Origin of the sequence: Bradyrhizobium rifense, from assembly GCF_008123425.1 — a bacterium.
GTDB classification, from domain to species: Bacteria; Pseudomonadota; Alphaproteobacteria; order Rhizobiales; family Xanthobacteraceae; genus Bradyrhizobium; species Bradyrhizobium rifense.
Genome location: NZ_VSSS01000011.1, coordinates 120,640 through 145,244, shown reverse-complemented (window position 1 = coordinate 145,244; position 24,605 = coordinate 120,640). Strand labels below are relative to the sequence as shown.

Below are 24,605 nucleotides of genomic sequence, written 5' to 3'. Positions count from 1 at the left end.
GCGTCCGCTGGCGGCGTGGGCGTGGCGGGCGAGCTGTTCCTTGCCGGTACCGGTCTCGCCGCGGATCAGGATCGGCATCTTGCGGGCTGCCGCAGTCTCGACCTGACGCACGATCGCCTGCACCGCCGGATCGTGGGCGACGAAGCCGGTCGCCGCCGGCTTGGGCGCCGCCGCAGCCCGCCGCGGCATCTCGGTCGAACGAAGGTTCTCGATCGTCGCGATAAATGTGCTCCCTACCGTATCCTCCAACCGCTGGCGCTCCTGTCTACGACTCTCCGAGAGAAAAGATTGGAACGGTGTCCGGAACAATTCCTCGAAGCGCTGTCCGGGGGCGGTGGTTAGACCCTGCAGCAGGTTCTTGGCGCGTCCGTTCAAGGCAAGCAGCCGCCCCTCGCGATCGACCGCGAGCAACCCGGCGCTGAGCGTATGCACGTACTCGCTTCTGCTATGAAATGCGATCAGGAGGTCGTTCTCATGCTGGCGGCGAAACAGGCCATTCTCGATCTGCGCGGCTGCCATGGCCACCAGCGCCTGGGTGTGTTCCTGACGCGATCGGCAGTCTGACGAAGCGTCCAGCACACCCGCCAATGATCCGTTCGGCGTGAACACCGGTGAGGCGAGACAGGTAAGTCCACCGAAACGCGGAAAGTAATGTTCGGCGCCGTGGACAAGAACCTGGCGGCGCACGATGGAAGCGGTCCCCAGAGCATTGGTTCCGCAACGTGCTTCTGACCAGACGGCGCCAGGCCTGATCGATGCGCCATGTACCGACGTCCGGAAGCTGTCGTCGGCAACCATATCCAGCAACATGCCGTCGGGCGATGCGAAAGCGATCACGAAATTCGTGCCGGCGATCTGGCTGTAAAGACTGTGCATCTCCGCCATGGCGAACCGCAACACGAGGTCATGCCGCTGTCGCGCGGCCCGCAGCACAGCCGCGCCCTCTATCTGAAGCGGCGGCGGGCGGCGGGGATCCAGTTGGACGTTGGCGCAGCGCTTCCAGCTTTCCAGAATATCGGGCGGCAGCAGGTCGGTCGAAACCGCGCCTTGGCGTTCTAGCTCGCGACGCGCAAGTGCGACGCGTTCCTCCGTGGACAGCATGTTTCCTCCGCGGCTCTCTCTGAAGACCGCGTTGGCTCGTACGCCAATCTTCTGGGTCTCGGCCGGATATCGCGGTCGTCACCTTACGCGCGCGAGAGAGATATCAAAGGCCGAAATATGCTGCGCCGCATGATGTTCCGCGGCTCAACATGGTTGCTCGGAAAATTGTTCATCGGTGCAACAGTGCCGCCGGCCGCCTTTCAGCATTGCGCTGGAATTTCAACGCGTTGAAGCGCTGGCACGGCAGTTGCTGATCAGGGAGGAGAAAAGATCGAAGCCGCGCTGAGGCGGCGGAAAAAAGAAGGACCCGGGAGATGAAAGCCGCCGTTTTGCATCGCTACGACGAAACCCTGACCGCCAAGGAATTCGTCAGCTTCGAAGATGTCGTCGATCCGCGCCTCGAGAATCCAACAGATGTGATCGTGCGCATCGGTGGTGCCGGCGTTTGCAGAACCGATCTCCACATTGTTGAAGGCATCTGGCGCGAAAAATCCAGTGTCAATCTTCCCTACATCATGGGGCACGAGAACGCCGGATGGGTTGAAGAGCTCGGCAAGGGCGTCACTGGCTTCAAGAAGGGCGACCCGGTGATCTGCCATCCGCTCGTCACCAGCGGCCATTGCCTGGCGTGTCGTCGCGGCGACGACATGCACGCCGAAGAGAGCGTCTTTCCAGGGATCAACGCCAATGGCGGCTATGCCCAGATTCTTTTGACCGGCGCGCGCAGCCTGATCAAGCTCCCGAAGACACTGGCGCCCAAGGACGTCGCTCCCTACACCGACGCCGGTCTCACGGCCTATCGCGCCGCCAAGAAAGCCTCGCGCCATCTGCTGCCCGGCCAGTACGCGGTGATTATCGGCGCCGGCGGACTCGGGCATATCGGCATCCAGGTCCTGAAGGCGCTATGCGCCGCCGAAATCATCGTGCTCGATCGCGCGCCGGGCGCGCTCGAGCTCGCCCGAGGTTGCGGCGCCCATCATGTGGTGAAGGCGGACGGCAATGAGGTCGAAGCCGTCCTGTCATTGACCGGCGGCCGTGGAGCGGAAGCCGTCATCGACTTCGTCGGTGAGGGCGATGCGATCGCCAAGGGCCTGGCGATGACGAGGAATGCCGGATTCTACTACATCGTCGGTTACGGCGGACGGATCGACATTCCAACCATCGACATGATCACGTCCGAAAAGACCATCGTCGGCAATCTGGTCGGGACCTACGCCGAGCTTGTCGAACTCATGGCATTGGCGGACCGCGGTCTGGTCGATCTGAAAACACGCGAATATCCGCTGAGCGCAGCCAACGACGCGCTCCATGATCTTCATCATGGCCGCGTGCCCGGACGCGCGGTGCTTGTCCCATGATCGCGAGCAACACGGCGCCGGAGTGCGTCCTGCGGTGCAGTTCATCGTCCAACTGCTTCCTGGTGCGCAGCCCGGCCCTCCCGGAGGCTGACCGGATGGAATCCCAACGTGATGACAAGGCGCGCATGAAGGCACGGCACGAGATGGTGATGGGGTTGATCGACAACAATGCGCGCCAGTTGCGCTGCGACAACCAGCGGCACGGCGTCGACATCGAACGAAAACTGGCGGTTCGTGCAGCGGCACTCCCCGATGCGCCATCGTCTTCACAGGCGGCGATTGCGGAGTGCGACCGGCGCCTGGCGGTTATCGACGAGGAAGAGCACAGGCTTGCTGCGGAGCGGGACTGGCTGACCGCGACGCTCGCCGCATACGACGCCGCAGCCGACGAGCCGAACGCCAAGGAGGATTTCAATGGCTGACGCCAACACCATGGAAGCTCCCGTTCTGACCGACGAGGAGCGTTCGAAGGACGAATTTTTCAAGCGTCTCGCCGTAATCGGCGAAGACATGATTGCCGTCCACGGCAAGGATTTCGCAATAGGGGCCCTGGTGCTGCTGGCGCGATTTCTTGTCGAAGGCAAAGAGCTCGCCGAGCCATCGGAACCGAACATTGGCGAGTGGATGAAAGGGGCGAAGCCGGGATGACGATCGGCCGGCCGAACAAAGCCGTGCGGCCGCAAGCCGATCGGTGACGATACCGCGGACGTCGTCCGCAACAACGATCTCATATGGAAACGACGCTAACGCCAGAGAATAGAGAATAGGGAGAAGCTAAATGACGGCAAGTCTCACGCTCAACAAGATCACGGCGCAGAAGGGTATCGGTATTACGGAGGCCGCGAACCGGGTCGCCGATCTCGGCTGGACGCCGAGCTACGTTCAGGAGGCGATGACATTCCCGACCGATTACAAGATCTCGAAAGTCGCCAGGGATCCGATGAAACAGGTCCTGCGGTCATATTTCCCGATGCAGGAGGAAAAGGACAACCGCGTCTACGGTGCGCTCGATGCGGCACTGCGCGGCGACATGTTCCGCAATGTCGAACCGCGCTGGGTCGAGTGGATGAAGCTGTTCCTGGCGATCATTCCGTTCCCGGAGATTTCGGCAGCGCGTTCGATGGCCATGGTCGGACGGCTCGCTCCCGGCGAAGAGCTGCGTACCGGCTTCACCATGCAGATGGTCGACGAATTCCGGCATTCGACGATCCAGATGAACCTCAAGAAATGGTACATGGAGAACTACATCGACCCGGCAGGCTTCGACATCACCGAAGCTGCTTTCGGCAAGTGCTATGCGACCACGATCGGTCGGCAGTTTGCCGAAGGCTTCATTACCGGCGATGCCATCACCTCGGCCAACGTCTATCTGACCGTCGTCGCCGAGACGGCTTTCACCAATACGCTGTTCGTGGCCATGCCCTCGGAGGCCGCACGTAACGGCGACTATGCGTTGCCGACCGTGTTCCTGTCGGTGCAGTCGGATGAATCGCGCCACATCGGCAACGGGCATTCGATGCTGATGTCGATGATCAACAATCCCGACAACCATCTCCTGCTCGAGCGGGATCTGAAATACGCGTTCTGGCAGAACCATGCCATCGTCGATGCCGCGATCGGCACCTTCATCGAGTACGGAACCACCAATCGCGACAAGAACAAGGAATCCTATGCGGAGCTCTGGCACCGCTGGATCTACGAAGACTACTACCGGACCTACATGCTGCCGCTCGAGAAGTACGGCATCAAGATCCACCATGACGACGTTGCCGAAGCCTGGGATCGGATCGTCAAGAAGAACTACGTCCACAAGGTCGCACAGTTCTTTTCGGTGGGCTGGCCGGTCAATTTCTGGCGCATCGAGGCTCAGACCGAGAAGGACTTCGAGTGGTTCGAGCACAAATATCCGGGCTGGTACGCCGAGTTCGGCGACTACTGGAAGTGGTACGGCAAGAAGAGCAAGCCGGGCGAGACCAACATCCTGTTCGACCAGGAGAACGGATACGTCTACCCGCACCGGTGCTGGAGCTGCATGGTGCCTTGCCTGATCCGCGAAGACATCGTCTGCGACGAGGTCGATGGCAAGATCTACACCTATTGCTCCAAGCAATGCGCCTGGACCCACAAGGTGGCGTTTGCCGCTGAGTACGAGGGGCGTCCGACGCCGGCGATGGGCCGCTTCAGCGGTCGGCGCGAGTGGGAGGATTGCTACCACGGTTGGGATCTCGCCGACGCCATCAAGGACCTCGGCTTCGTCCGCCCCGACGGCAAGACGCTGGTGCCGCAACCGCATCTGCGCTTCGACGACAAGGAAATGTGGACGCTCGACCACGTGCGCGGTCACACCCTACAGAGCCCGTTGCGGCTGCTGCGGGAGCTGAGCCCGGCGGATCGTGAGAAGTCGCTCGCCGAATATCGCAAGGGCTTCAAGATCCGCTCGTTCAACTGACGCGCGATTGAACTGAAGCTGAACCGGGAGCCGCCAAAGCGGCGGCTCCCGGGTCTACCGAGGCGGATATCCTCGACCCGCGTCGAGACCATCAAGCACCATCCCAGGAGACGATATGCCGCCGCCAGCAGTGCACACCGTCCGCTTCGAGCCGCTCGGCGTCGAAATGGAAGTTGAAGAGGGCGAGACCGTGCTCGACGCGGCGTTCCGCCAGGGCATCTCGCTGATGCACGGATGCAAGGAAGGTCAATGCGGCAGTTGCAAGTCCCGCCTGCTCGACGGCGACATCGAGCTGCTGAAATATTCGACGTTCGCGCTGCCGGACTATGAAAGCGAGACCAATCACGTTCTCTTGTGCCGGACGCACGCCTTCAGCGATCTGACCGTCGAACTGCTGAATTACGACGAGGATCTGTTGAGCCGCTCCATCGCTGTCAAGGAATTCGACGCGCGGGTCACAGCCGTCCGCGCGCTGACCCACGATATCCGCCGGCTCGAGGTCGAGCTTGAGAAGCCGCTGCGCTTCTGGGCGGGGCAGTATGTCGACCTGACGGTTCCGGATAAGGGCATCACGCGCGCGTTCTCGATGGCGAGCGCGCCCAACAGTCCGACGACGCTTCACTTCATCATCAAGAAGTATCCCGACGGCGCATTCTCCTCGCTGCTCGACGGTGACCTGAAGCCTGGCGACCAGCTCGTCGCCAAGGGACCGTACGGCACCTGTTTTCGCCGCGAGGAGCGTCCCGGCCCGATGATCCTGATCGGCGGCGGGTCGGGCATGTCGCCGTTATGGTCGATCCTCACCGATCATATCGAGAGCGGCGAACAGCGGCCGATCCGTTTCTTCTACGGGGCCCGCACGCGCGCCGACCTCTTCCTGCTGGACGAGTTGGCGGCCATTGCGGGCAAGCTTCCCGACTTCAAATTCATTCCAGCGCTGTCGCACGCAACGGACGCCGACGCGTGGCAGGGCGAGACCGGTTTCATTCACGCAGCGGTCGGCAGGCATCTTCGGGAAGAACAAATGACCGGCGAGATCGACAGTTATTCGTGCGGTCCGCCGCAGATGATCGACGCCGTTCTGCCGGTTTTGCAGATGGCCGGGGTCGAGCCGGACCGAATCTACTTCGACAAGTTCACCCAGCCGACGAGATGAGACCGCCTGAACGCCGATATCACGCACACAAGACCATATACCGACGACAACCAGAAGCCCGAGGAGGATATCATGAGCGCCCAAGTCCAAACTGCACAACTGAAGTCGGGGGCCGCGGGTGCGGCCGTCTTCGCCGGTTCCGAAAGCCGGAAGTACAATTACTACGAACCGAAGGGCCGCAAGGCGACGCACTATGAAGACATGACGGTCGACGTCCAACCCGACCCTGAACGCTATCTGCTGCAGGACTGGATCATCTCTTTCGGCGACGGACGCCCCGCCTATTCAAAGGACTCGACTGCGGCAAAAAGCTCGAACTGGCACAAGTTCCGCGCTATCGATCAGGAGTGGGAGCGGACCCACTACCAGCGTCAGTCGACGATCTGCGGCATGATCCAGAACGTGATCGACAACGGCCGCAAGTCAGGTGCCGCGTCGCGATTCGACAAGACCTGGGTCAAGGTTCTGCAGGATCATCTCGGCGCCTACAAGCACGCCGAATTCGGCCTCGGCACCGCGACGATGCAGGCGCAGCGTTACGGCTACACCCAGATGATCAACAATGCGGTGCTGACCAACTCGTCCTACAAGCTGCGCTTTGCCCAGGATCTCACGCTCTATCTGGCCGAACTAGGGATCGACATCGGTGCGACCCTCGATACCGCCGCGGGCAAGAAGCACTGGCTGGAGGATCCGGTCTGGCAGGGCGCGCGCAAGTCTGTCGAGTCGATCATGGGCGCGACCGATTACCTCGAACAGTATTTCGCGATCAATCTGGTGTTCGAGCCGCTGGTCGGCGAACTGTTCCGTAGCGGCTTCATCATGCAACTCGCTGCCGCGCAGGGCGACTTCATCACGCCGGCGGTGGTCTCCGCTGCCGAGGCCGACTACGAGCGCAATCTCGCCAACGCGGTGGAGCTGTTCCATATCCTGGCCCACGAGCCGGAACACGCGGCGCACAACCAGGGCGTATTCAACGGCTGGCTCGCCGAACACGGGGCGCTGGCGCTCGAGGCCGCGAAGAACCTGCAGCCGATCTGGTCGCAGCCACGGGTGAAGGTATCGAGCTTTGCCGATGCGCTGGCGGCCGCCAAGAATCGTATCAAGACCATCACCACCGAGGTCGGTATCCGGGCGCCTGCTTCGCTCACCGCCTGATCAAACCCGCAAAAGTCCGTCAGCAGAGAAGGAGGCAGCGATGTCCCAACACCAGGCCAATATTTTCAAGTCGATGAAGGACGTCCGTTTCGAGGGGACGATTTCCCATCAATGCGGCGTCACCATGAACGACAGTGTCGAGGCGCGCGTCATCGCCGAGGTGATGGCGGACAAGACGGGAATAACCGTCACCTATATGCCGGCGATGATCCGGATCGATGGCGACGGCAAAATTCTGTTCGACATGGCAGAGATTTCCGAAGCGCTCGGCCGCGTCATGACCCCGCATCTGTTCGAGATCTCGACCTCAACGCACTACGGCCGGATGGTGATGATCGACGACAACACGGTCGCGCTGTTCGGCGACATGAACGACGCCCTTGCTTACGAATAGGCATTCTTGGCGACCGGCTGACGCGGCGTTGATCGGCTCGCCCGGCAACACCGCATCGGTCGGGTCAAAATCAGGAAAGAACCATCATGTTCAGGACCAAAGACGGCGAAGAGATCTTCGTGATCGACGGGCACACCCATTTCTGGGACGGCAGCCCGCAAAACCAGAAGAACGTTCACGGCAAGCAATTCATCGATTGCTTCTATGCCTATCATTCAAATCTCAGCCCAAAGGAGTGGCTGTGGCCGAAGGAGAAGTTTGAGAAGTACGATGCACAGACCATGCACGATGATCTTTTCGTGCATGGCTACGACGACATGGCGATCCTGCAATCGACCTACCTGTCCGACTTCTACAAGAAGGGCTTCAACAACATCGAACGCAACTATGCGATGAAGAAGGCCTATCCCAATCGCTTCATCATCAATGGCGCATTCGATCCGCGGGATGGTGAACGGGGCCTCGATCAGCTGCGCGCCGATGCCGAGAAATACGACCTGAAGGGCGTCAAGCTGTATACCGCCGAATGGAAGGGGGACTCGAAGGGCTACAAGCTGACCGATCCGGAATCCTACCGCTTCCTGGAAGAAGCCGAAAAGCTAGGAATCAAGAACATTCACGTTCACAAGGGGCCGACGATTCTGCCCTTGAACCGTGACGCCTTCGATGTCGCTGATGTCGATGATGTCGCGACGTCCTTCCAGAACCTGAACTTCATAATCGAGCATTGCGGGCTGCCGCGGTTGGACGATTTCTGCTGGATCGCCACGCAGGAAACCAACGTCTATGGCGGGCTCGCTGTCGCACTGCCGTTCATTCATACGCGGCCGGGCTATTTTGCCCACGTCATTTCCGAACTGCTGTTCTGGCTCGGCGAGGACAAGCTGCTTTACGGCAGCGATTACGGCATCTGGACGCCGAAATGGCTGATCGAGAAGTTCATGGCCTTCGAACTGCCGGACGATGTGGCCAAGGAGACCGGCGTTTCGTTGTCGCTGACGGCGAAGAAGAAGATCCTCGGGCTGAATGCGGCTCGTCTCTACGACGTCGATATCTCGGCGCAGAAGCAGAAGCTGATGGCCCCGCTGGCGGCCGCATCATGACCGTTGGTGGCCGACAATACGAAGGTCGCATGTCCGAGATCTGGGATCGGCTACGTCATGTAACCGACCCGGAACTCGACGAGTCGGTAACGGAGCTTGGCTTCGTCACCACCGTCGAGGTGGATGCCGTCGACCATGTCCATATCCAGTTTCGGCTGCCGACCTATTGGTGCGCCGCCAACTTCGCCTTCATGATGGCGGACGATATGCGTGCCGCGGTGAGCGCCGTGTCCTGGGTAAGCGGTGTGAGCGTCGTTCTCGGCGAACATATGTATGCCGACAAGATCAATCGCGGTATTTCGCAGGGCCAATCGTTCCAGGAAGCATTTGGCAGTGAAGCAAACGGAGATCTAAGTGAGGTGCGTCGCACCTTTCTGCTGAAGGCGTTTCAGCGTCGCCAGGAGGCGCTGCTGAGCCAACTCCTGGCCAGGGGTTATCGGCCGGAACAACTTGTGGTCATGAGTCTCGCCGAGCTTGAGGTGTTGTTGGTCGAAAGGCAGGGACAAGACCTGGTCGGGCGCTATCTGGAGCGGCGAGAGATCGTCGGGCCGTGCAGCCCGGATGCACCGGCGTTCTTGTCGGTGGAGGGATGGCGTCTCCCGGCCGATGGCCTCGAAGCCTATGTCAGGGGGTTGCGGCGCGTCGGCGTCAACGCTGAGTTCAACGGTGCGTTGTGCAGGGGCCTATTGTCGGTGCGCTTCGATATGACGACACCCTTGCCCGAGCGCCCCAAGATGAATCCATCCTAGCGACGGAAGCCAACGACAACAAAAATCGGGAGGAAAGCAATGCCGAAGATGATGCTGCACGACGCCGCCGCGCGCGAGGCTCTAGGCCGCGGGGTTGCGAAATTGGCGAGGGCCGTCGCGGCGACGCTTGGACCGCAGGGTATGAACGCGATCATGGATCGGCCGATCGGTACGCCGATCGTCTCCCGCGACGGCGTGAGCATAGCCGACGAGATCGAACTCGAATGTCCGTTCGAGAACATGGGCGCGCAGATCGTGCGCGAGGTGTCCCGGCAGACCAATGAGGTCGCCGGCGATGGCACCACGACCGCGACGGTGCTGGCGGATGCGCTCGTCCAGCAGGGGCTGGCGTGCCTCGCAGGTGGCGCCAATCCGGTGGAACTGGTTCACGGCATCGAAGCCGCCGTTGAAGCGACCGTCACAACGCTGAAAGCGGAGGCAAAGCAGCTTCAGGGCGGCGAGGGTGTGCGGGCGATCGCGCGCGTTGCCGCCAACGACGTCGCGCTTGGAAACCTCGTCGCTGAAGCCTTCGAACGGGCAGGGTCGCAGGGCATCGTCGACGTGCAGTTTGGCATCGGCGTCAAGACTGTCCTGGAGGTGGTCGAGGGCATGGCGTTCGACCGCGGCTATCTCTCCCATCACATGGTGACGGATGTCGAGAGGATGCAGGCCGTGCTCGATAATCCCTTTATCCTGATGACGGACCACAAGATCCTGTCGCCGGCCGAGTTGACGACGGTCTATGGATTGATAGCGAAGAGTGGGCGGCCGCTGCTGCTGATCGCCGATGAGGTGGCTCCGGCCTGCATCATCGACATGCTCGCGCGCCGCGAGCGCGACAAGCTCAAAGTTGCTGCCATTCATCCACCGGAATACGGACATTGGCGCAAAGCGCTGCTCGAGGATATCGCGATCACGACGGGCGGCAAGGTGATCGCCCGTGATCTTGGCGGCAGCGTCGATAAATGCGAACTCGCGGATCTCGGCAGTGCGCGTCAAGTGCGAATTTCGGCAGAGCGGACGCTGATCACCGCCGGTAACGGCGATCAGGTGGCCGTCGACGCCCGGCGCGAACAGATCAAGCGCCAATATGAGGCCGCGCCGGAGAACATCGAGCGCGACAAATTTCAGGAGCGGCTGGCAAAGCTTGCCGGCGGTACGGCCATCATTCTCGCCGGTGGGGCAACTCCCGTCGAGCAGAAGCGGCGTGTGCAATTGATCGAGGATTCGATCAATGCAACGCGTGCCGCGCTCGAAGAGGGCGTCGTACCAGGCGGTGGCGTTGCGCTGATACGTGCTGCACCAGCGCTGGAGTCGCTGATCGCCGGCCTCACCGGCAGCGCACGGCAAGGTGCGCAGCTTCTGCAGCGGGCGTTGACGCAGCCGCTTTTCCGCATCGCTGCCAATTGCGGTCTGGACGGCGCGGCCTATGTCGACAAGGTCGCAAAGTCGCATAACGGCGTTGGCCTCGATGCCCGCACCGGTAGCATGGTCGACCTCGTCCAGGCCGGAATCATCGATCCCGTCAGGGTAAGTTACAGCGCGGTGCGCAATGCGGCATCGGTCGCGGGACTGGTTCTGACGACGCAGACACTGATCGCGAAGAAGCCGGACGATTTTGATCCAACGGCCGCGCCGGCGCGGGGCGGCGGAGCAGAATTGCTCGGGCGGGCTTGAAGTGCGGTTGTTGCGGCGAAATCAACTCACTTCGACGAGCGCTTCCGCAAGCGATGAGGCACATAGTTGCAGAGCGGGAGTAAGTGGCCGCGTCAGTGCGGATTTGCTGACATGTGGCCGATGCTGTGCTCACGCAAGCGGGCCTCGTCTTGCTTCCGTGACCTCGGAATCGATGGGCTCGTACCACATCATCAACGTTGTCGCTAACAGCAGAGCGCTGATCGCGATGCTGAAAGGGAGCGACAACACGTAAGCTGCGATGTCGCCGAGGTTGGTGCCAAAGGCGCGGATCGCGACAACGCCTACCCAATAGGTAGCAGTCCCGACCGACGCTTCGCGACGCGGCCTCGCGCCAAGAATGAGGGCAACGGCCACGCCAGTGATCGTTGCAGAGATTGGCACACCGACCGTAACCGGATGAATCGCGTGGCCGATGCCGTCGCCTATGATAGTTCCGAGCGTGCCGGCAAGCAACATGGCCCCCCAATAGTTACCATCTGCATATGAAGCTCGCGGCATCTCTCGTTTAGAGATGAAAGCGTTGCGACCCGCAAGGAACACCACCAGAATTGCCGCAATCAAGACGGAGAGCGTCGCGTAGCTCGCGTTCGCATATTCGACACCGATATCGGCCAAGCTTGTCGCAGCCGCACGGACGACGAGAATGGCCAGCCAATAGTGAATCTCGCTCCCGCGCCGCCTCAGGAAAGACACCGGCTCCTGTGAAGGCGTCTGCGCCGATCTGCGCTTAGGAGCGGGCTGCAACTTCGCTGATTAGGCGACCGGAGCCGGGCGCTCCGGCGATTTCAGTTTGCCCGACCATCTAATCGCATGTGACCGATCATTTGTGGTCTAGCGTTTCACGCCCGCGAGACGCAAGTGAACGCCAAGAAACAGTGCCGCTGAGCAGCTCTGAGAGCAGGTTAGTCAAGGCTGCGGCATCTGATTTGCCAAGCCTGTCTAAAATTTCTTGCTGAATGGACGTTATCAGTGGGCCAACGTCTTCGAAATGCGCTGCTCCTCTGCGCGAGAGGAAGATCAGAACCTTGCGCCGGTCATGCGGGTCGGGTCCGCGATAAACCTCGGCCGCTTCGACCATCTTATCGATGATTTTTGTGAGCGTCGGACCATCGACAAAGAGTCGCGTTGCCAGATCGCCCATCGGCAGCCCATTCCGCTCAGTTAGCGCCTCGAGCACACGGTACTGGTGCAGAGACACGCCCTTTGGCTTGAGCTCTGCCTCCAACACCTGCTCGAGTCGGCGGTTCACGCCTCGGATGAGGTCAGGTAGATCCACGTTGTTAGCCCTCGGCGGATTAGTTGAGATTTCAACCTTTGCCTTGGAATGTAAAGTCGAGCAAGTGGAAAGCCGTTTTTGCTCTAATTGCCTAATGGGCGGGCTGATGCCGTCGCCTGCGCCGGAAAAAGGGGCAGTCCGGCTCCGAGACGGGGTGCTTTTACGGCAGAACCGGCCTTACAGGGCCGGACTGCCTTTGGCACGATTCGTGAGTGGTATGTGTCTGAAAGCGCGGAGACACCGTCGTTGCGTAGCGTCCGAATATGTCTGCTCATCCCGCAGAGCGGAGCAGCGGGACTTTGGGCCCCGTCGGCTGAGGCCTGCGGTCGCTTGGCTGTCGACGAAATCAACAAGATGTCCGGCATCCTGCGGCGTCCGGTCGAGCTAAGCGTGGTGAACGCGGGAGAAACCGGCGCAAGCGCGGGCCGGGCCGCGCGCGATGTCATCGAAATCGATGGTGTCGACGGTATCGTCGGGATGTTGCCCAGCTTTGCGCGCGATTTCGTGGCGCGTGTCACCGGTGGCCGCGTTCCCTTCATCTATACTCCGCAGTTCGAGGGGCACTCGCCGACGCCGGATGTCATGGCGACTGGCGAGACAGCCGAAGAGCTACTTGCACCCGCGATTCAATGGCTCTCGGAAGCAAAGCATGCGCGCCGCTATTTCCTCTGCGGCAACGACTACGTATGGCCGCGCTCATCCTTACGGATCGCGCGCGCTTTGATCGCTCGCTTCGGGGGAACGGTGACGGGAGAGCACTATCTGCCTATCGGTCGGCACGACTTCGATGAAATTATGGAGCGGATCAAAGCCACCCGCTCGGACGTCGTCCTTCCGTATTTCCTGGGGTTCGACTGCATCGCATTCAATCGCGCGTTCTATGCTGCGGGATTGAGCTCGCGCGTGTTGCGGTTTTCTTCGGCGATCGACGAGACCGTGGCGTACGGACTCGATGTCCGCGAGACCGAAAACCTCTACGCTACCTCGAGCTACTATGCGTCAATCCGCTCGCGCAACAATGGTGCGTTCCTTGAGCGCTATCATACGGCGTTCGGCGACAGTCCCCCGCCCGTGAATGCCTTCGGTGAATCCTGCTACGAAGGAATCTATTCGCTCGCAGCTCTGATGGAGGAAGCTGAGAGCCTGGATGCGCGCAAGTTGATGCGCCTTTACGGCCGAACATTCCAGCAGCGCACGGCGCGAGGCGATCAAGTGCGATCCGTGGTCGGCGGGCGGCACCCCATCTATCTCGCCCAAGTCGACGGCTACGACTTCTCAATCGTCACGCGGCGATAAAACGCTTGCTTTTTCAAATATTGTATTCTTAATATTTTCCGTATCAAAAACGTATGGGGACGTCTATGAATTTCTCTCGTCGCCGCTTCTTGCGGCACTCGGCCTTAGCCACGACGACATTGATTGCCGCGCCCGCGGTCTTCCGCTCTGGCGCGTTCGGCGCGGAAAACCCGATCGTCGTCGGCAGTCTGCACGACCAGTCAGGGCCGATCGCGGCCTCGGGGACGCCGATGGTCTACGCGCTGCAGCTCGCCGTGGACGAGATCAACGCCGGCGGCGGCCTGCTCGGCCGGCCGTTGAAGGTGATCCACTATGACACCCAGTCCAACATCCAGATGTATTCGCAGTTCGCCCAGCAGCTCGCTGTGAAAGACAAGGTCGACGTGGTCCACGGCGGCATCACCTCGGCGTCGCGCGAGGCGGTGCGTCCGACCTTCGACCGCTTCAAGGTGCTCTACTTCTACAACGTGCTCTACGAAGGCGGCGTCTGCGATCGCAATACGTTCTGCACCGGTACGACACCCGCGCAGACGGTGGAGAAGCTGGTGCCGAGCGCGATGAAGAAGGCCGGCAAGAAGGCCTACATCATCGCCGCCGACTACAATTACGGGCAGATCACCGCGAAGTGGATGACCAAATACGTCAAGGACAATGGTGGCGAAGTGCTGTCGACCGACTTCTTCCCGCTCGACGTCACCAATTTCGGCACGACCATCTCCAAGATCCAGGCGGCGAAGCCCGACCTCATCCTGTCGGCGCTGGTCGGCGGCAACCACACCGCCTTCTACCGGCAATGGACCTCGGCCGGCATGAAAGGCAAGATTCCGATCGCGTCGACCACCTTCGGTCTCGTCAACGAGCCGACTACGCTCGATGCCGCCGAGAGCGATTCGATCCTCGGCTCGTACGGCTATTTCGAGGAGCTCACCACGCCCGCCTCCAAGAGCTTCGTCGAGAAGATCAAGAAGGCACATCCGGACTCGCCATATGTCAGCGAGCTTGCCGCCTGTACTTATGAGGGCGCCATGCTCTGGGCGGAAGGCGTGAAGAAGGCCGCCAGCATCGACCGCATGAAGGTGATCGAGGCCCTGGAGAGCGGGATCGCTTTCGACGGTCCGAGCGGCAAGGTCTCACTGGACAAGCCGACCCATCACACCACCCGCAACGCGTTCCTCGCCGAAGTGAAGGATCGCAAATGGTCGGTGCTGGAGAGCTACTCCGACGTCAAGCCGGCCGATACGGCGAGTGTGTGCGATCTCGTCAAGAATCCGACCGACACCAAGCAGTATATCATTAATCTCTGAGGCGTGACGGGCCCCGCCCAACGGTGGGGCCCGCTATATCGGGGCTGAAAGAAAAAGAATGGCGATCTACCTCATCGTCGCGCTCGACGTCCTGAACGGAATATCGTCGTTGTTCCTGCTGTGCCTCGGACTGGCGATCATCTTCGGCATGATGAAGATCATCAATCTCGCTCATGGCGAGTTCATCATGCTCGGTGCTTACGCGACCGTCATATCGGCCAATGCCGGCGTCAATATCTGGATCGCAATGCTGATCGTCGCACCGCTCTTCGTCGGTCTCGTGGGTCTCATCATCGAGCGCTGTCTCATTCGCTTTCTCTATGGGCGTCTCGTTGATTCTATGCTGGCGACCTGGGGGCTGAGCCTCCTGATCATCGGCATCATCACGACGATCTACGGCAACACGCAACAGGGTGTGCCGACGCCGCTCGGCGGCTTCTCCATCGGTTCCTATCAATCCAGCTACTACACGCTGTTCCTGGCCGGTATGGCGATCGCCATGATGGCGCTGGTCTACGGCGTCATGCGTTACACCCGGTGGGGACTGATCGCTCGTGCGACCATGCAAAATCCGGCGATGGCGGCGACGCTGGGTGTCAATCCGACCAGGGTTTATATGAGCACCTTTGCGATCGGCGCGGCCATCACGGGATTGGCCGGCGGCCTGGTGGCGCCCGTCTCGGGCATCACGCCTGGCATGGGCGGCGCCTATGTCGCCAAGGCCTTCATGACTGTCGTCGGCGGTGGCGCAGCCATGCTGTCGGGCACGATGTCGGCGGCGAGCCTGTTCGGCGCCGTCAATCAGGTCGGCGCCTATTTCACGACGCCGGTCTATGGCGAGGTTCTCGTGTTCATGGCAGCGATCGTCCTGATCCGCCTACTGCCACAGGGCATCTCTGGACGCTTCTTCAAGGGGAATTTGTAATGGCCGTCCGCTTTAGCCTCGTGGCCCAGGCGGTCGTCGTCGTTCTCGCGATTGTTGCGATCGCGGTGATTCCCGGCGTGATCGAGCTGTTCGCGATGATGCAGCTGACATTGTTCGCGGCGATGGCGGTCTTGGCGCTCAGCCTTGCCTTTATCTGGGGTTTTGGCGGTATCTTGTCGTTCGGCCAGACGGCCTTCTTTGGCCTGGGCGGCTATGCCTACGCGATATCAGCGGTCAACTTCCAGGATTCGACGCCGTCGATCCTGCTCGCCATTATTATTCCAGCGCTGTTCGCCGCGATCCTCGGCTATTTCATCTTCTTCGGTCGCATCTCCGACGTCTATCTTGGCGTGATCACGCTGACCGTCACGCTGATCCTGTTCAATTGCGTCAACTCGACCTCGGGCGACGAATACAGGATCGGCAAGGCGTTGCTCGGAGGTTTCAACGGCATGCCGGCCGTGCCGACCTTCAACGTGCCATTTTATCCGGACCAGGTCCTGTCGCCGGAACAATCCTGGTGGGTGACGGGCGGAGCGTTGCTTGGCGTTTTCCTGCTGCTGCGCTTGCTGCTGGCGCTCCCGGCCGGCCGCATTGTCGTGGCCGTTCGCGAGAACGAGACCCGCGCCTCCTTGCTCGGCTATGACCCGCGCAAGGTCAAGTTGCTCACCTTCATTCTGAGCGGCGCGATCGCGGGACTTGCCGGCGCGCTCTATGTCAACTGGGGCGCATTTGTCGGACCGACCATCTTCAGTCTGTCGCTGTCAGCGGAGATCATCATCTGGATCACAGTGGGTGGCCTCGGCACCTTGCTCGGACCTGTCGTCGGCTGCGTCCTGATCGAATACATCGTCGCCTACATCGGCTCGCAACAGGCCTTGAATTCGAACCTTGTTCTCGGGGCGGTGCTGGTCGTATTCGTGCTGTTGCTGCCGAAGGGGTTGGTGCCGACGGCACGCGACCTCCTGATGCGGCTGGTGCCCGCGCCCAAAGCGAAGGAGCGGCTTGCTGACGGGCAAGTGCCACCTTCGGCTGCGGCGTCCCACATGGCCGGAGCCGAATGACCATGGCGGACCTTGTCCCTCTGCTCAAGGCCGAGCACCTCACGATGCGGTTTGGCGGTGTGGTCGCCAACGACGACATCACCTTCGCCTTGGAGGAGATGGAGCTGCGCTGCTTGATCGGACCGAACGGCGCCGGTAAGAGCACATTCTTCAAGACGCTGACCGGACAATTAGTGCCCACCTCGGGCGCGATCGCATTTCGTGGCCAGCCGATCGCCGGCAAGCTGTCACACGAGATCGCCCGCATGGGCATCGGGATCAAGACGCAAGTGCCCAACGTTTTTAACGGTCTTTCGGTGCGCGAGAACATCTGGCTCGCCGTCCGCCGCAAGGCGACGCCTCGGGCGCAAGGCCCCGCGGTCGATGCCGTGCTGGAGATGATCCGGTTGACCGATCATGCCGACCGCATCGTTGCGACGCTGTCGCATGGCCAGCGCCAGTGGGTCGAAATCGGCATGGTATTGGCGGCCGAACCGGAGTTGATCTTGCTCGATGAGCCAGCTGCCGGGATGACCGACGAGGAGACCCTGCACACTGCCGCGATCATTCGCGAGATCAACAAGACCCGGGCGATCATCGTCGTCGAGCACGATATGGAATTCATCAAGCAGATCGCCAAGAAGGTGACGGTGTTTCATCAGGGGCGCGTGCTGATCGAAGACACCGTGGACAAGGTCATGGCCGACCAGCGCGTGCGCGATGTCTATCTCGGCAAGAAGGTGGCGGCATGAGCGCGCTCCTCGAGGTCAGGGACCTGCGCTCAGGCTACGGCCGCATTCCGATCCTGTTCGGCATCGACATGACGCTGCAGGACGGTGAGTATCTCGGCATTCTCGGCCACAACGGCATGGGCAAGACCACGACGCTGCGGGCATTGATGGGGCATCTGCCGACCACCGGCGGCACGGTCGCCTTCGCAGGCAAGACAATCACCCATCTCAAGCCGCACGAGCGGTCGCGCCTGGGAATTGGGCTCGTGCCGCAGGGCAGGGAGATATTTCCCGACCTGAGCGTCCTTGAGAATTTGCGCATGGGCCTTGCGGCGGCGCCGAAGGAGGACCGCTCGGTCATCGACACCGTGCTGGAGGATTTCCCGCGCTTGGTGCGCCTGCTCGATCGGCGTGGCGGAGCACTGTCGGGCGGCGAGCAGCAATTGCTCGCGCTTGCGCGCTGCCTCTGCACCAGGCCGAAGCTCATATTGCTGGACGAGCCCACCGAGGGCATCCAGCCGTCGATCATCGAGGAGATCATCGAGACGCTGCTCGCGCTGAAGAAGCGATGGAGCATGTCGCTGATCGTAGTCGAGCAGAACCTCGAATTCATCACCTCGCTCTCCGACCGGATCCTCAACATCCAGAAGGGACGCATCACGGGAGAGCTCGACCGTGAAAGCCTTCTGGCGCGGGATGCGACCATGCACCCAGCCTAGCCAGTTTCGGCGCTGCCGCGCCGGCCATTGCGAATGCGATCTATGTCTTCTCTGCCAGCTTGTCTTCACAAGAAAGGATGACTCATGTCTATCAAGCGTCCAACCGCCGAGGATGTCGCCGAACTCGCTGCGAGCCTGCACATGAACATGACGGTCGAAGAGGCCGGAAGCTATCTCTCGCTGATGGGCGGGATGTTCGATGCTTACGATGTCGTCGACGAACTGCCGAACCCGCTGCCGCCGGTTAAATATCCGCGCACGCCGGGCTCCAAGCCGATGCCGAAGGACAACAAATACGGCGCCTGGGCAATCAAGACCGAGGTCAAGGGCGCAGCGAGCGGTAAGCTCGCCGGTCGCACGGTTGTGCTGAAGGACAATGTCGCACTCGCCGGCGTCCCCATGATGAACGGCTCGACCACGCTCGAAGGCTTCATTCCCGCGGCAGATGCGACGATCGTGACCCGCATTCTCGATGCCGGCGGCACCATCGTCGGGAAGGCCGTGTGCGAGCATTTCTGTTTGTCGGGCGGCAGCCATACCTCCCATCCGGCACCGGTCCATAATCCGCTGAAGATGGGCTATTCGGCCGGCGGATCCTCGTCGGGCAGCGCCGCGCTGGTCGCTGCCGGCGAGGTCGATATGTCGATCGGTGGCGACCAGGGTGGCTCGATTCGTATCCCGGCATCCTATTGCGGCATCTATGGCATGAAGGCGACGCACGGGCTCGTGCCGTATACGGGCGTGATGCCGATCGAGTCGACCATCGACCACACCGGCCCGATGACGGCCAACGTCGCCGACAACGCGCTGTTGCTGGAGGTACTTGCCGGTCCAGACGGGCTCGACCCGCGCCAATATGCGCCGAAGGTCACGAGCTACACGGAGATGCTCCGCAAAGGCGTGAAAGGCATGAAGATCGGCATTCTCAAGGAGGGATTTGCCGTTGCAAACATGCAGGAGGGCGTGGCCGGCAAAGTGAAGGCCGGCGCGGAACGCTTCGCAAAGCTCGGCGCCAGCGTGTCGGAGGTCTCGATCCCGGAGCACCTGCATGCGCTCGCCGCCTGGAATCCGATCACGCTGGAAGGTTTTCTGGTCCAGATGATGATCGGCAACGGCATGGGCTTCAACTGGAAGGGGCTCTATGACGTCGGTCTTCTCGACGCCCATTCCAGCTGGCGCAACCGCGCCGACGATTTGTCGGAGACCCTCAAGCTCACCATGCTGGTCGGGCAGTGGGGCGTCAGCCACTATCGCGGCCGCTACTATGCCAAATCGCGTAACATCGCGATCGCTGCCAAGGCCGCCTATGATGCAGTGTTCGGCTCCTATGATCTGTTGCTGATGCCGACCTTGCCCTGTGTCGCCACGCCGATCCCCGCCAAGGACGCGCCGCTCTCCGAAGTCGTCCAGCGTGCCTTCGAGATGACGGCCACCACCAGTCCGTTCGATGTCACCGGGCATCCCGCGATGAGCATACCCTGCGGCCTCTCGGACGGCCTGCCGGTCGGCCTGATGCTGATCGCCAAGGACTACAACGAGGCGACGATCTACCAGGCGGCCAGCGCGTTTGAGGCCGACGGTGATTGGAAGAAGTTCTGATGATCACGATCACCGCCGTCATCAGGGCGAAAGCCGGCCATGAGGTCACGATGCGCGATGCGCTCGTGACCGTCGCGGCCAATGTCGCAGCCAATGAGCCCGAAACGATCGGGTTCTTCATCTCGCAGAGCGAGGGCGATCCTCGCGTCTTTACGACATATGAGCGCTTTGCGGACAAGGCCGCGATGGATCGCCACAACGGTTCGGCGGTCGTCGCGACCTTCTTCGGGATCGCCAAGCCGATCCTGGATGGCGAGGTGATCCTGGTCACGTCGCAAGAAGTCTCGGCCACGCTTCGCTAGGGCATGATCCGAACAGCGCGCAGGCGGTTTAACAGCGGGAGGGCATCATGACGATGCGGCTTCACGGCATTTTGGGGAGATCTGACGACGTGGCCTTTGCCCGCCGTCTGCATCACCTCGAACATCATGACGGCATCGAGCTCTTGTTCGTCCCTCCCGCCGATGTCGGCCGCAAGCGCTTTCGGCTGACGACCGATCGCGGAACCGACTGCGCGGTGAGCCTCGATCGGGACGAGGAGCTGACCGATGGCGCGCTGCTGTTTCTCGCGCCCGACCGAGCGATCATCGCGCGCTTTGGCGAGCAGGAGAGCTGGCGGTTGACGCCGGTCGATCAGGCAGCGGCGCTCAGGCTCGGATGGAACGCGGGCAATTTGCATTGGAGGGTGCGTTTCGACGGCGACAGTCTCGTCGTGCTGCTCGATGGGCCTCTCGACACCTACCGCGCGCGCATCAGGCCGCTGCTGGAGTCCGGCGAAGTGGTGGAGCGCGATGCTGTTCGATAGATTGCAGGCGCTCGCACTGCTGCAGCTCGGCGACAGTGCCTATCCGGCTGGCGGCTTCGCCTTCTCCTGGGGGATCGAAGGCCTCGCAGCAGACGGCATGCTTGCCAACCGCAATGAGCTCGACCGCGTCATCGCCGACCAGCTCACGCGGCGCTGGGCGACGATGGACCGCATTCTGCTGCGCAAAGCCTTCCGGGCGAGAAATTGCAAGGCCATCGCGGAGGTCGATCGCCTCACCGAGGCGGGGACGCCGTCGGCCGAGATGCGGGACGGGTCGCGCCGCGCGGGCAGGGCGCTGCTCGGCGTCTGGGTCAAGCTCGAAGGGCCGCTGTCTATCGCGTATCGCGATCAGGTCTCGGCGGATGCGCGGCTTGGTCATTTGCCGATCGCCCAAGCCGTCGTCGGCCGGGATGCGGGTTTCAGCCTGGATGCGGCCGAGCTGGTCTCGGGCTGGACGCTGGTGACCGGCCTCGTCAGCGCGGCCGTGCGCCTCGGGATCATCGGTCATATCGAGGCGCAGCAGAGCCAAGCTGCGGCGCGCGGCCTGCTCGGCGAGTTGCTGGCGGATACGCCGGGCGCGGATGCCTTGCCGGCGAGCTTTACGCCTTTCATCGACATCGCGGTCTCGCGCGGGCCGCTTCGGCACGTTCGCATGTTCACGACCTGAGAGAGGTGACCTCGCCATGATGAATCTGTCGCCGACGGAAATGGATCGTCTCGTCATCTTCAACGCCGCACAGATGGCGCGCCGCAACCGGTCGTTGGGGATCAGACTGAGCCACCCGGAGGCGGTCGCCTACATCACCGACGAGGTGATGACGGCGGCACGCCGCGACATCCCCTATGCCGAGATTCGCGACATGGCCGGCCGTCTCTTGACGTCGGACGACGTCGAGCCGGGCGTCCCGCAGATGATTCCGATGCTCTACATCGAATGCATGTTCGCCGAAGGCACCAAGGTGATGGCGGTGTTCGAGCCGATCGCTCCGGACGATGCCGCCGCCGAGGACATCGTCCCCGGCGAGATCATCGCGGGCGGTGACGATATTGAGCTATTCGCCGATCTGCCGGCCATCACGATCGACGTCCTGAACACCGGTGATCGCGATGTTCAGGTCCGCAGCCACACCCATTTCTTCGAGGTCAACCGCGCCCTGCGCTTCGATCGCGCTGCCGCCTGGGGCATGAAAGTCGACCGGCCGGCCGGTGCCGGCGTGCGCTTCGAGCCGGGAGTCGCCAAGTCGGTGCGTCTGGTTCCGATTGCGGGAGCCCGGGTCGTGCGTGGGCAGGCCGGTCTCGTGAACGGTTCGCTCGATGCGCCGTCGGCGCTGGAGCGGGCGCTCAAGCTCGCTGCCGATCGCGGCTATCAGGGAGCTTGACCGTGGCCACACTGACGCGTCGCGCCTATGGCGAGCTCTACGGTCCCACCAAGGGCGATCTGGTCCGGATGGCCGACACCAGCCTGCTTGCCGAAATCGAGCACGACTACACCACGTACGGACATGAATTGCTGGTGGGGGCCGGAAAGAACCTGCGCGACGGTGAGGGCGTCAACGCTCACCGCACCTCGTCGCACAAGGCCCTCGACGTCGTGATCAAGAACGCGACGATCGTCGATGCGGTGACCGGAATCATAAAGGCCGACATCGGCATCCGCGACGGCCGCATCGTCGGCATCGGCAAGGCCGGCAATCCCGACGTGATGCCGGATGTCCATCCCGATATGGTCGTGGGTCATTCGACGGCGCCGATTGCCGGAGGACCCTTCATCGTCACAGCCGGCGCGATCGAGTCGCACGCCCATCTGATCTCACCGGAGCAGTCCGACCATGCCCCGGCCGGCGGGACCACGACGCTGGTCGGGAACGGGTCGGGTCCGGTCTTCGATGTCGGCAGCGGCGCGGCCGCAACATTCGGGCGGTTTCTTCAGGCGATCGAATTCTCGCCTCTCAACTACGCCCTGTTCGGACGCGGAGGGTCCAATCCCGAGGCCATCGAGGAGGCCGTGGCCTCCGGCGCCATGTCCGTCAAGATCCACGAGGATTTCGGCGCAGCTCCCGACGTGATCGACAAGAGCCTGGTTGCAGCGGATCGCAACGATTTCGCCGTCCACCTCCATACCGACTCGATCAACGAATACGGCTTCTGCGAAGACACGATGGCCGCCGTCGATGGCCGCACCATCCACATGTATCACGTCGAGGGCGCCGGTGGCGGTCATGCGCCCGATCTGCTGAAGGTGGTGTCGTGGGAGAACGTCATCCCGTCGTCGACCAATCCGACCAATCCCTATACGTCCTACGGCATGGAGGAGGGCGTGCCGATGACGATGATCTGCCATCAGCTCAACTACAACGCGCCCGAAGACGTCATGTTCGGCGAAGCGCGCGTGCGGGCGCAATCGATGGCTGCTGAGGATTTTCTCCACGACATGGGCGCGATCTCGATCTTCGGCACCGACACGCAAGGCATGGGGCGTCTGGCCGAGAACGTCGCGAAATGCTGGCAACTCGCCAGCGTCATGAAGGACCGCATCGGGCGCCTGCCCGAGGAAACGACGGCCGGTGCGGACAACGAGCGCATCAAGCGCTATGTTGCGAAGCTCACGATCAACCCCGCCATCGCGGTCGGCATTGATCACGTGGTCGGCTCGGTCGAGGTCGGAAAGATGGCTGACCTGGTGCTCTGGCCGCGCGCTTCGTTTGGCATCAAGCCCTACATGGTGATCAAGAACGGCTTCGTCGTCTGGGCGGCGATGGGTGACGGCAACGGTAGTCTCGGTCTGTCGGAGCCAATGATTCAGAAACGCATGTGGGGCGCGCTCGGCGCCGCGCCGCAGCGGCTTGGCGTCAACTTCATGTCGAAACTCGCGATGGAGGCCGATGTCGGGCGCAGGCATGGCCTGGCCCGCGATTGCCTGCAGATCAGGAACGTGCGGAAGCTGAGAAAAACCGACATGGTGCGAAATGCGGCCATGCCGCATGTCGAGGTCGATCCGCAAACCTTTGAGGTCCGCGCCGACGGAAAGCTTCTGATGTGCCCACCTGCAACCAGGGTCCCGCTGGCTAGGCGGTATATGCTGCGATGAACAGGCTTTCGCTGAACGGCACGATCGCCAACTCGCGCATTGCGGCCGCGCGCGTCGGGATCGGCGGACCGGTCGGCTCGGGCAAGACGGCGCTGGTGGAGCGCCTGATCCCGGCACTTCTGAAGCGGGGCGTCGACCTTGCCGTCATCACCAACGACCTCGTGACGGCGGAGGACGCCGAACGGATCAGGCGCTCCGGGCTGATCGACCCGGCCCGTGTCTCGGCGGTCGAAGCGGGGGCATGCCCGCATACTGTCATTCGAGAGGATCCAACACTCAACATCGAGGCCGCGGATGAGTTGGAGCGGCGTTTCCCGGGCGTCGAGCTGATCCTGCTGGAGAGCGGTGGCGACAACCTCGCCTCAACCTTCTCGCGCGACCTGACTGACTTCTGGATGTTCGTCATCGACGTGGCGGGCGGCGACGATATCCCGCGCAAGCGCGGTCCCGGCGTCATCCGCGCCGATCTCCTCGTGATCAACAAGGTCGATCTGGCGCCACATGTTGGCGTTGACTTAGCGCGCATGCACCAAGAGGCGTTGGGGGTCAGGGACAACCGTCCGGTTCTGCTCACCGATTGCCGCCGCGGCGAAGGCATCGATACCGTGGTCGATCTGCTTGAGCGCGAGGTTCTTTTCAGGACATGAGGGTCG

At 61.8% G+C, this 24,605-nt stretch carries 26 protein-coding genes; 23 read left to right on the top strand and 3 right to left on the bottom strand.

What is annotated here, in order from left to right:
- On the bottom strand, nucleotides 1-1,101 hold a 1,101-nt coding region (locus FXB40_RS05520; protein WP_148771182.1), incomplete at its 3' end, for a sigma-54-dependent Fis family transcriptional regulator.
- A gap of 314 nt (nucleotides 1,102-1,415) precedes the next feature.
- Here FXB40_RS05520 and FXB40_RS05515 point away from each other — a divergent pair.
- The 10 genes from FXB40_RS05515 (at nucleotide 1,416) to groEL (ending at nucleotide 11,145) form a co-directional block, all read left to right on the top strand.
- Nucleotides 1,416-2,459 carry an NAD(P)-dependent alcohol dehydrogenase gene (locus FXB40_RS05515; RefSeq protein WP_148771181.1) on the top strand — a complete coding sequence of 348 codons (1,044 nt, stop codon included), beginning with the start codon at nucleotides 1,416-1,418 and terminating at the stop codon, nucleotides 2,457-2,459.
- Nucleotides 2,456-2,881 carry a hypothetical protein gene (locus FXB40_RS05510; protein ID WP_148771180.1) on the top strand — a complete coding sequence of 142 codons (426 nt, stop codon included), beginning with the start codon at nucleotides 2,456-2,458 and terminating at the stop codon, nucleotides 2,879-2,881. The genes FXB40_RS05515 and FXB40_RS05510 overlap by 4 nt, the downstream gene beginning before the upstream one ends.
- Complete coding sequence (locus FXB40_RS05505) at nucleotides 2,874-3,107, top strand: hypothetical protein (protein ID WP_246207393.1); 234 nt, start codon at nucleotides 2,874-2,876, stop codon at nucleotides 3,105-3,107. The genes FXB40_RS05510 and FXB40_RS05505 overlap by 8 nt, the downstream gene beginning before the upstream one ends.
- A gap of 130 nt (nucleotides 3,108-3,237) precedes the next feature.
- Nucleotides 3,238-4,908 carry an aromatic/alkene/methane monooxygenase hydroxylase/oxygenase subunit alpha gene (locus FXB40_RS05500; RefSeq protein WP_148771179.1) on the top strand — a complete coding sequence of 557 codons (1,671 nt, stop codon included), beginning with the start codon at nucleotides 3,238-3,240 and terminating at the stop codon, nucleotides 4,906-4,908.
- A gap of 115 nt (nucleotides 4,909-5,023) precedes the next feature.
- Nucleotides 5,024-6,064, top strand: coding sequence for an FAD-binding oxidoreductase (locus FXB40_RS05495; protein ID WP_210352128.1), 1,041 nt, complete (start codon nucleotides 5,024-5,026; stop codon nucleotides 6,062-6,064).
- A gap of 72 nt (nucleotides 6,065-6,136) precedes the next feature.
- Nucleotides 6,137-7,222: an aromatic/alkene monooxygenase hydroxylase subunit beta gene (locus FXB40_RS05490; RefSeq protein WP_148771178.1), complete on the top strand. Its 1,086-nt coding sequence runs from the start codon at nucleotides 6,137-6,139 to the stop codon at nucleotides 7,220-7,222.
- 40 nt (nucleotides 7,223-7,262) lie between these two features.
- Nucleotides 7,263-7,616 carry an MmoB/DmpM family protein gene (locus tag FXB40_RS05485; protein ID WP_148771177.1) on the top strand — a complete coding sequence of 118 codons (354 nt, stop codon included), beginning with the start codon at nucleotides 7,263-7,265 and terminating at the stop codon, nucleotides 7,614-7,616.
- Nucleotides 7,617-7,702: 86 nt separating this feature from the next.
- Nucleotides 7,703-8,719: an amidohydrolase family protein gene (locus FXB40_RS05480; RefSeq protein ID WP_148771176.1), complete on the top strand. Its 1,017-nt coding sequence runs from the start codon at nucleotides 7,703-7,705 to the stop codon at nucleotides 8,717-8,719.
- Nucleotides 8,720-8,748: 29 nt separating this feature from the next.
- Nucleotides 8,749-9,468: an iron-sulfur cluster assembly protein gene (locus FXB40_RS05475; RefSeq protein WP_246207392.1), complete on the top strand. Its 720-nt coding sequence runs from the start codon at nucleotides 8,749-8,751 to the stop codon at nucleotides 9,466-9,468.
- Nucleotides 9,469-9,507: 39 nt separating this feature from the next.
- Nucleotides 9,508-11,145, top strand: a complete 1,638-nt coding sequence (gene groEL, locus FXB40_RS05470; protein ID WP_148771174.1) for a molecular chaperone GroEL — start codon at nucleotides 9,508-9,510, stop codon at nucleotides 11,143-11,145.
- A 129-nt stretch (nucleotides 11,146-11,274) separates the two neighbouring features.
- Here groEL and FXB40_RS05465 read toward each other — a convergent pair whose 3' ends face one another.
- A complete protein-coding gene (locus FXB40_RS05465) occupies nucleotides 11,275-11,781 on the bottom strand; it encodes a hypothetical protein (protein ID WP_187436680.1) in 507 nt (168 codons plus the stop codon).
- Nucleotides 11,782-11,986: 205 nt separating this feature from the next.
- On the bottom strand, nucleotides 11,987-12,442 hold the full coding sequence (locus FXB40_RS05460; RefSeq protein WP_148771172.1) for a MarR family winged helix-turn-helix transcriptional regulator: 456 nt from the start codon (nucleotides 12,440-12,442) through the stop codon (nucleotides 11,987-11,989).
- 246 nt (nucleotides 12,443-12,688) lie between these two features.
- Between FXB40_RS05460 and FXB40_RS05455 the strand changes: the two genes are divergently transcribed.
- The 13 genes from FXB40_RS05455 (at nucleotide 12,689) to ureG (ending at nucleotide 24,599) form a co-directional block, all read left to right on the top strand.
- Nucleotides 12,689-13,738, top strand: coding sequence for a substrate-binding domain-containing protein (locus tag FXB40_RS05455; RefSeq protein WP_148771196.1), 1,050 nt, complete (start codon nucleotides 12,689-12,691; stop codon nucleotides 13,736-13,738).
- A gap of 65 nt (nucleotides 13,739-13,803) precedes the next feature.
- The gene (locus FXB40_RS05450; protein ID WP_148771171.1) at nucleotides 13,804-15,042 is read left to right on the top strand and encodes an urea ABC transporter substrate-binding protein; all 1,239 of its coding nucleotides are present in this window, start codon (nucleotides 13,804-13,806) and stop codon (nucleotides 15,040-15,042) included.
- Between the two features lie 58 nt (nucleotides 15,043-15,100).
- The gene (locus FXB40_RS05445) at nucleotides 15,101-15,967 is read left to right on the top strand and encodes a branched-chain amino acid ABC transporter permease (protein ID WP_148771170.1); all 867 of its coding nucleotides are present in this window, start codon (nucleotides 15,101-15,103) and stop codon (nucleotides 15,965-15,967) included.
- Nucleotides 15,967-17,031 carry a branched-chain amino acid ABC transporter permease gene (locus FXB40_RS05440; RefSeq protein WP_148771169.1) on the top strand — a complete coding sequence of 355 codons (1,065 nt, stop codon included), beginning with the start codon at nucleotides 15,967-15,969 and terminating at the stop codon, nucleotides 17,029-17,031. The genes FXB40_RS05445 and FXB40_RS05440 overlap by 1 nt, the downstream gene beginning before the upstream one ends.
- A gap of 2 nt (nucleotides 17,032-17,033) precedes the next feature.
- Nucleotides 17,034-17,762, top strand: coding sequence for an ATP-binding cassette domain-containing protein (locus FXB40_RS05435; RefSeq protein ID WP_148771168.1), 729 nt, complete (start codon nucleotides 17,034-17,036; stop codon nucleotides 17,760-17,762).
- Entirely contained in the window at nucleotides 17,759-18,460 is a 702-nt protein-coding gene (locus FXB40_RS05430) for an ABC transporter ATP-binding protein (protein WP_148771167.1), read from the top strand. Before FXB40_RS05435 ends, FXB40_RS05430 begins: the two co-directional genes overlap by 4 nt.
- A gap of 84 nt (nucleotides 18,461-18,544) precedes the next feature.
- A complete protein-coding gene (locus FXB40_RS05425; protein WP_148771166.1) occupies nucleotides 18,545-20,059 on the top strand; it encodes an amidase in 1,515 nt (504 codons plus the stop codon).
- The gene (locus tag FXB40_RS05420) at nucleotides 20,059-20,361 is read left to right on the top strand and encodes a putative quinol monooxygenase (RefSeq protein WP_148771165.1); all 303 of its coding nucleotides are present in this window, start codon (nucleotides 20,059-20,061) and stop codon (nucleotides 20,359-20,361) included. Before FXB40_RS05425 ends, FXB40_RS05420 begins: the two co-directional genes overlap by 1 nt.
- A gap of 47 nt (nucleotides 20,362-20,408) precedes the next feature.
- Nucleotides 20,409-20,864: an urease accessory protein UreE gene (ureE, locus tag FXB40_RS05415; protein ID WP_430646646.1), complete on the top strand. Its 456-nt coding sequence runs from the start codon at nucleotides 20,409-20,411 to the stop codon at nucleotides 20,862-20,864.
- Complete coding sequence (locus FXB40_RS05410) at nucleotides 20,851-21,531, top strand: urease accessory protein UreF (RefSeq protein ID WP_246207391.1); 681 nt, start codon at nucleotides 20,851-20,853, stop codon at nucleotides 21,529-21,531. The genes ureE and FXB40_RS05410 overlap by 14 nt, the downstream gene beginning before the upstream one ends.
- 16 nt (nucleotides 21,532-21,547) lie before the next feature.
- A complete protein-coding gene (gene ureB, locus FXB40_RS05405) occupies nucleotides 21,548-22,243 on the top strand; it encodes an urease subunit beta (protein ID WP_148771164.1) in 696 nt (231 codons plus the stop codon).
- Between the two features lie 2 nt (nucleotides 22,244-22,245).
- Entirely contained in the window at nucleotides 22,246-23,952 is a 1,707-nt protein-coding gene (gene ureC, locus FXB40_RS05400; RefSeq protein WP_148771163.1) for an urease subunit alpha, read from the top strand.
- Nucleotides 23,949-24,599: an urease accessory protein UreG gene (gene ureG, locus FXB40_RS05395; protein WP_148771162.1), complete on the top strand. Its 651-nt coding sequence runs from the start codon at nucleotides 23,949-23,951 to the stop codon at nucleotides 24,597-24,599. Before ureC ends, ureG begins: the two co-directional genes overlap by 4 nt.
- Nucleotides 24,600-24,605: the final 6 nt, after the last annotated feature.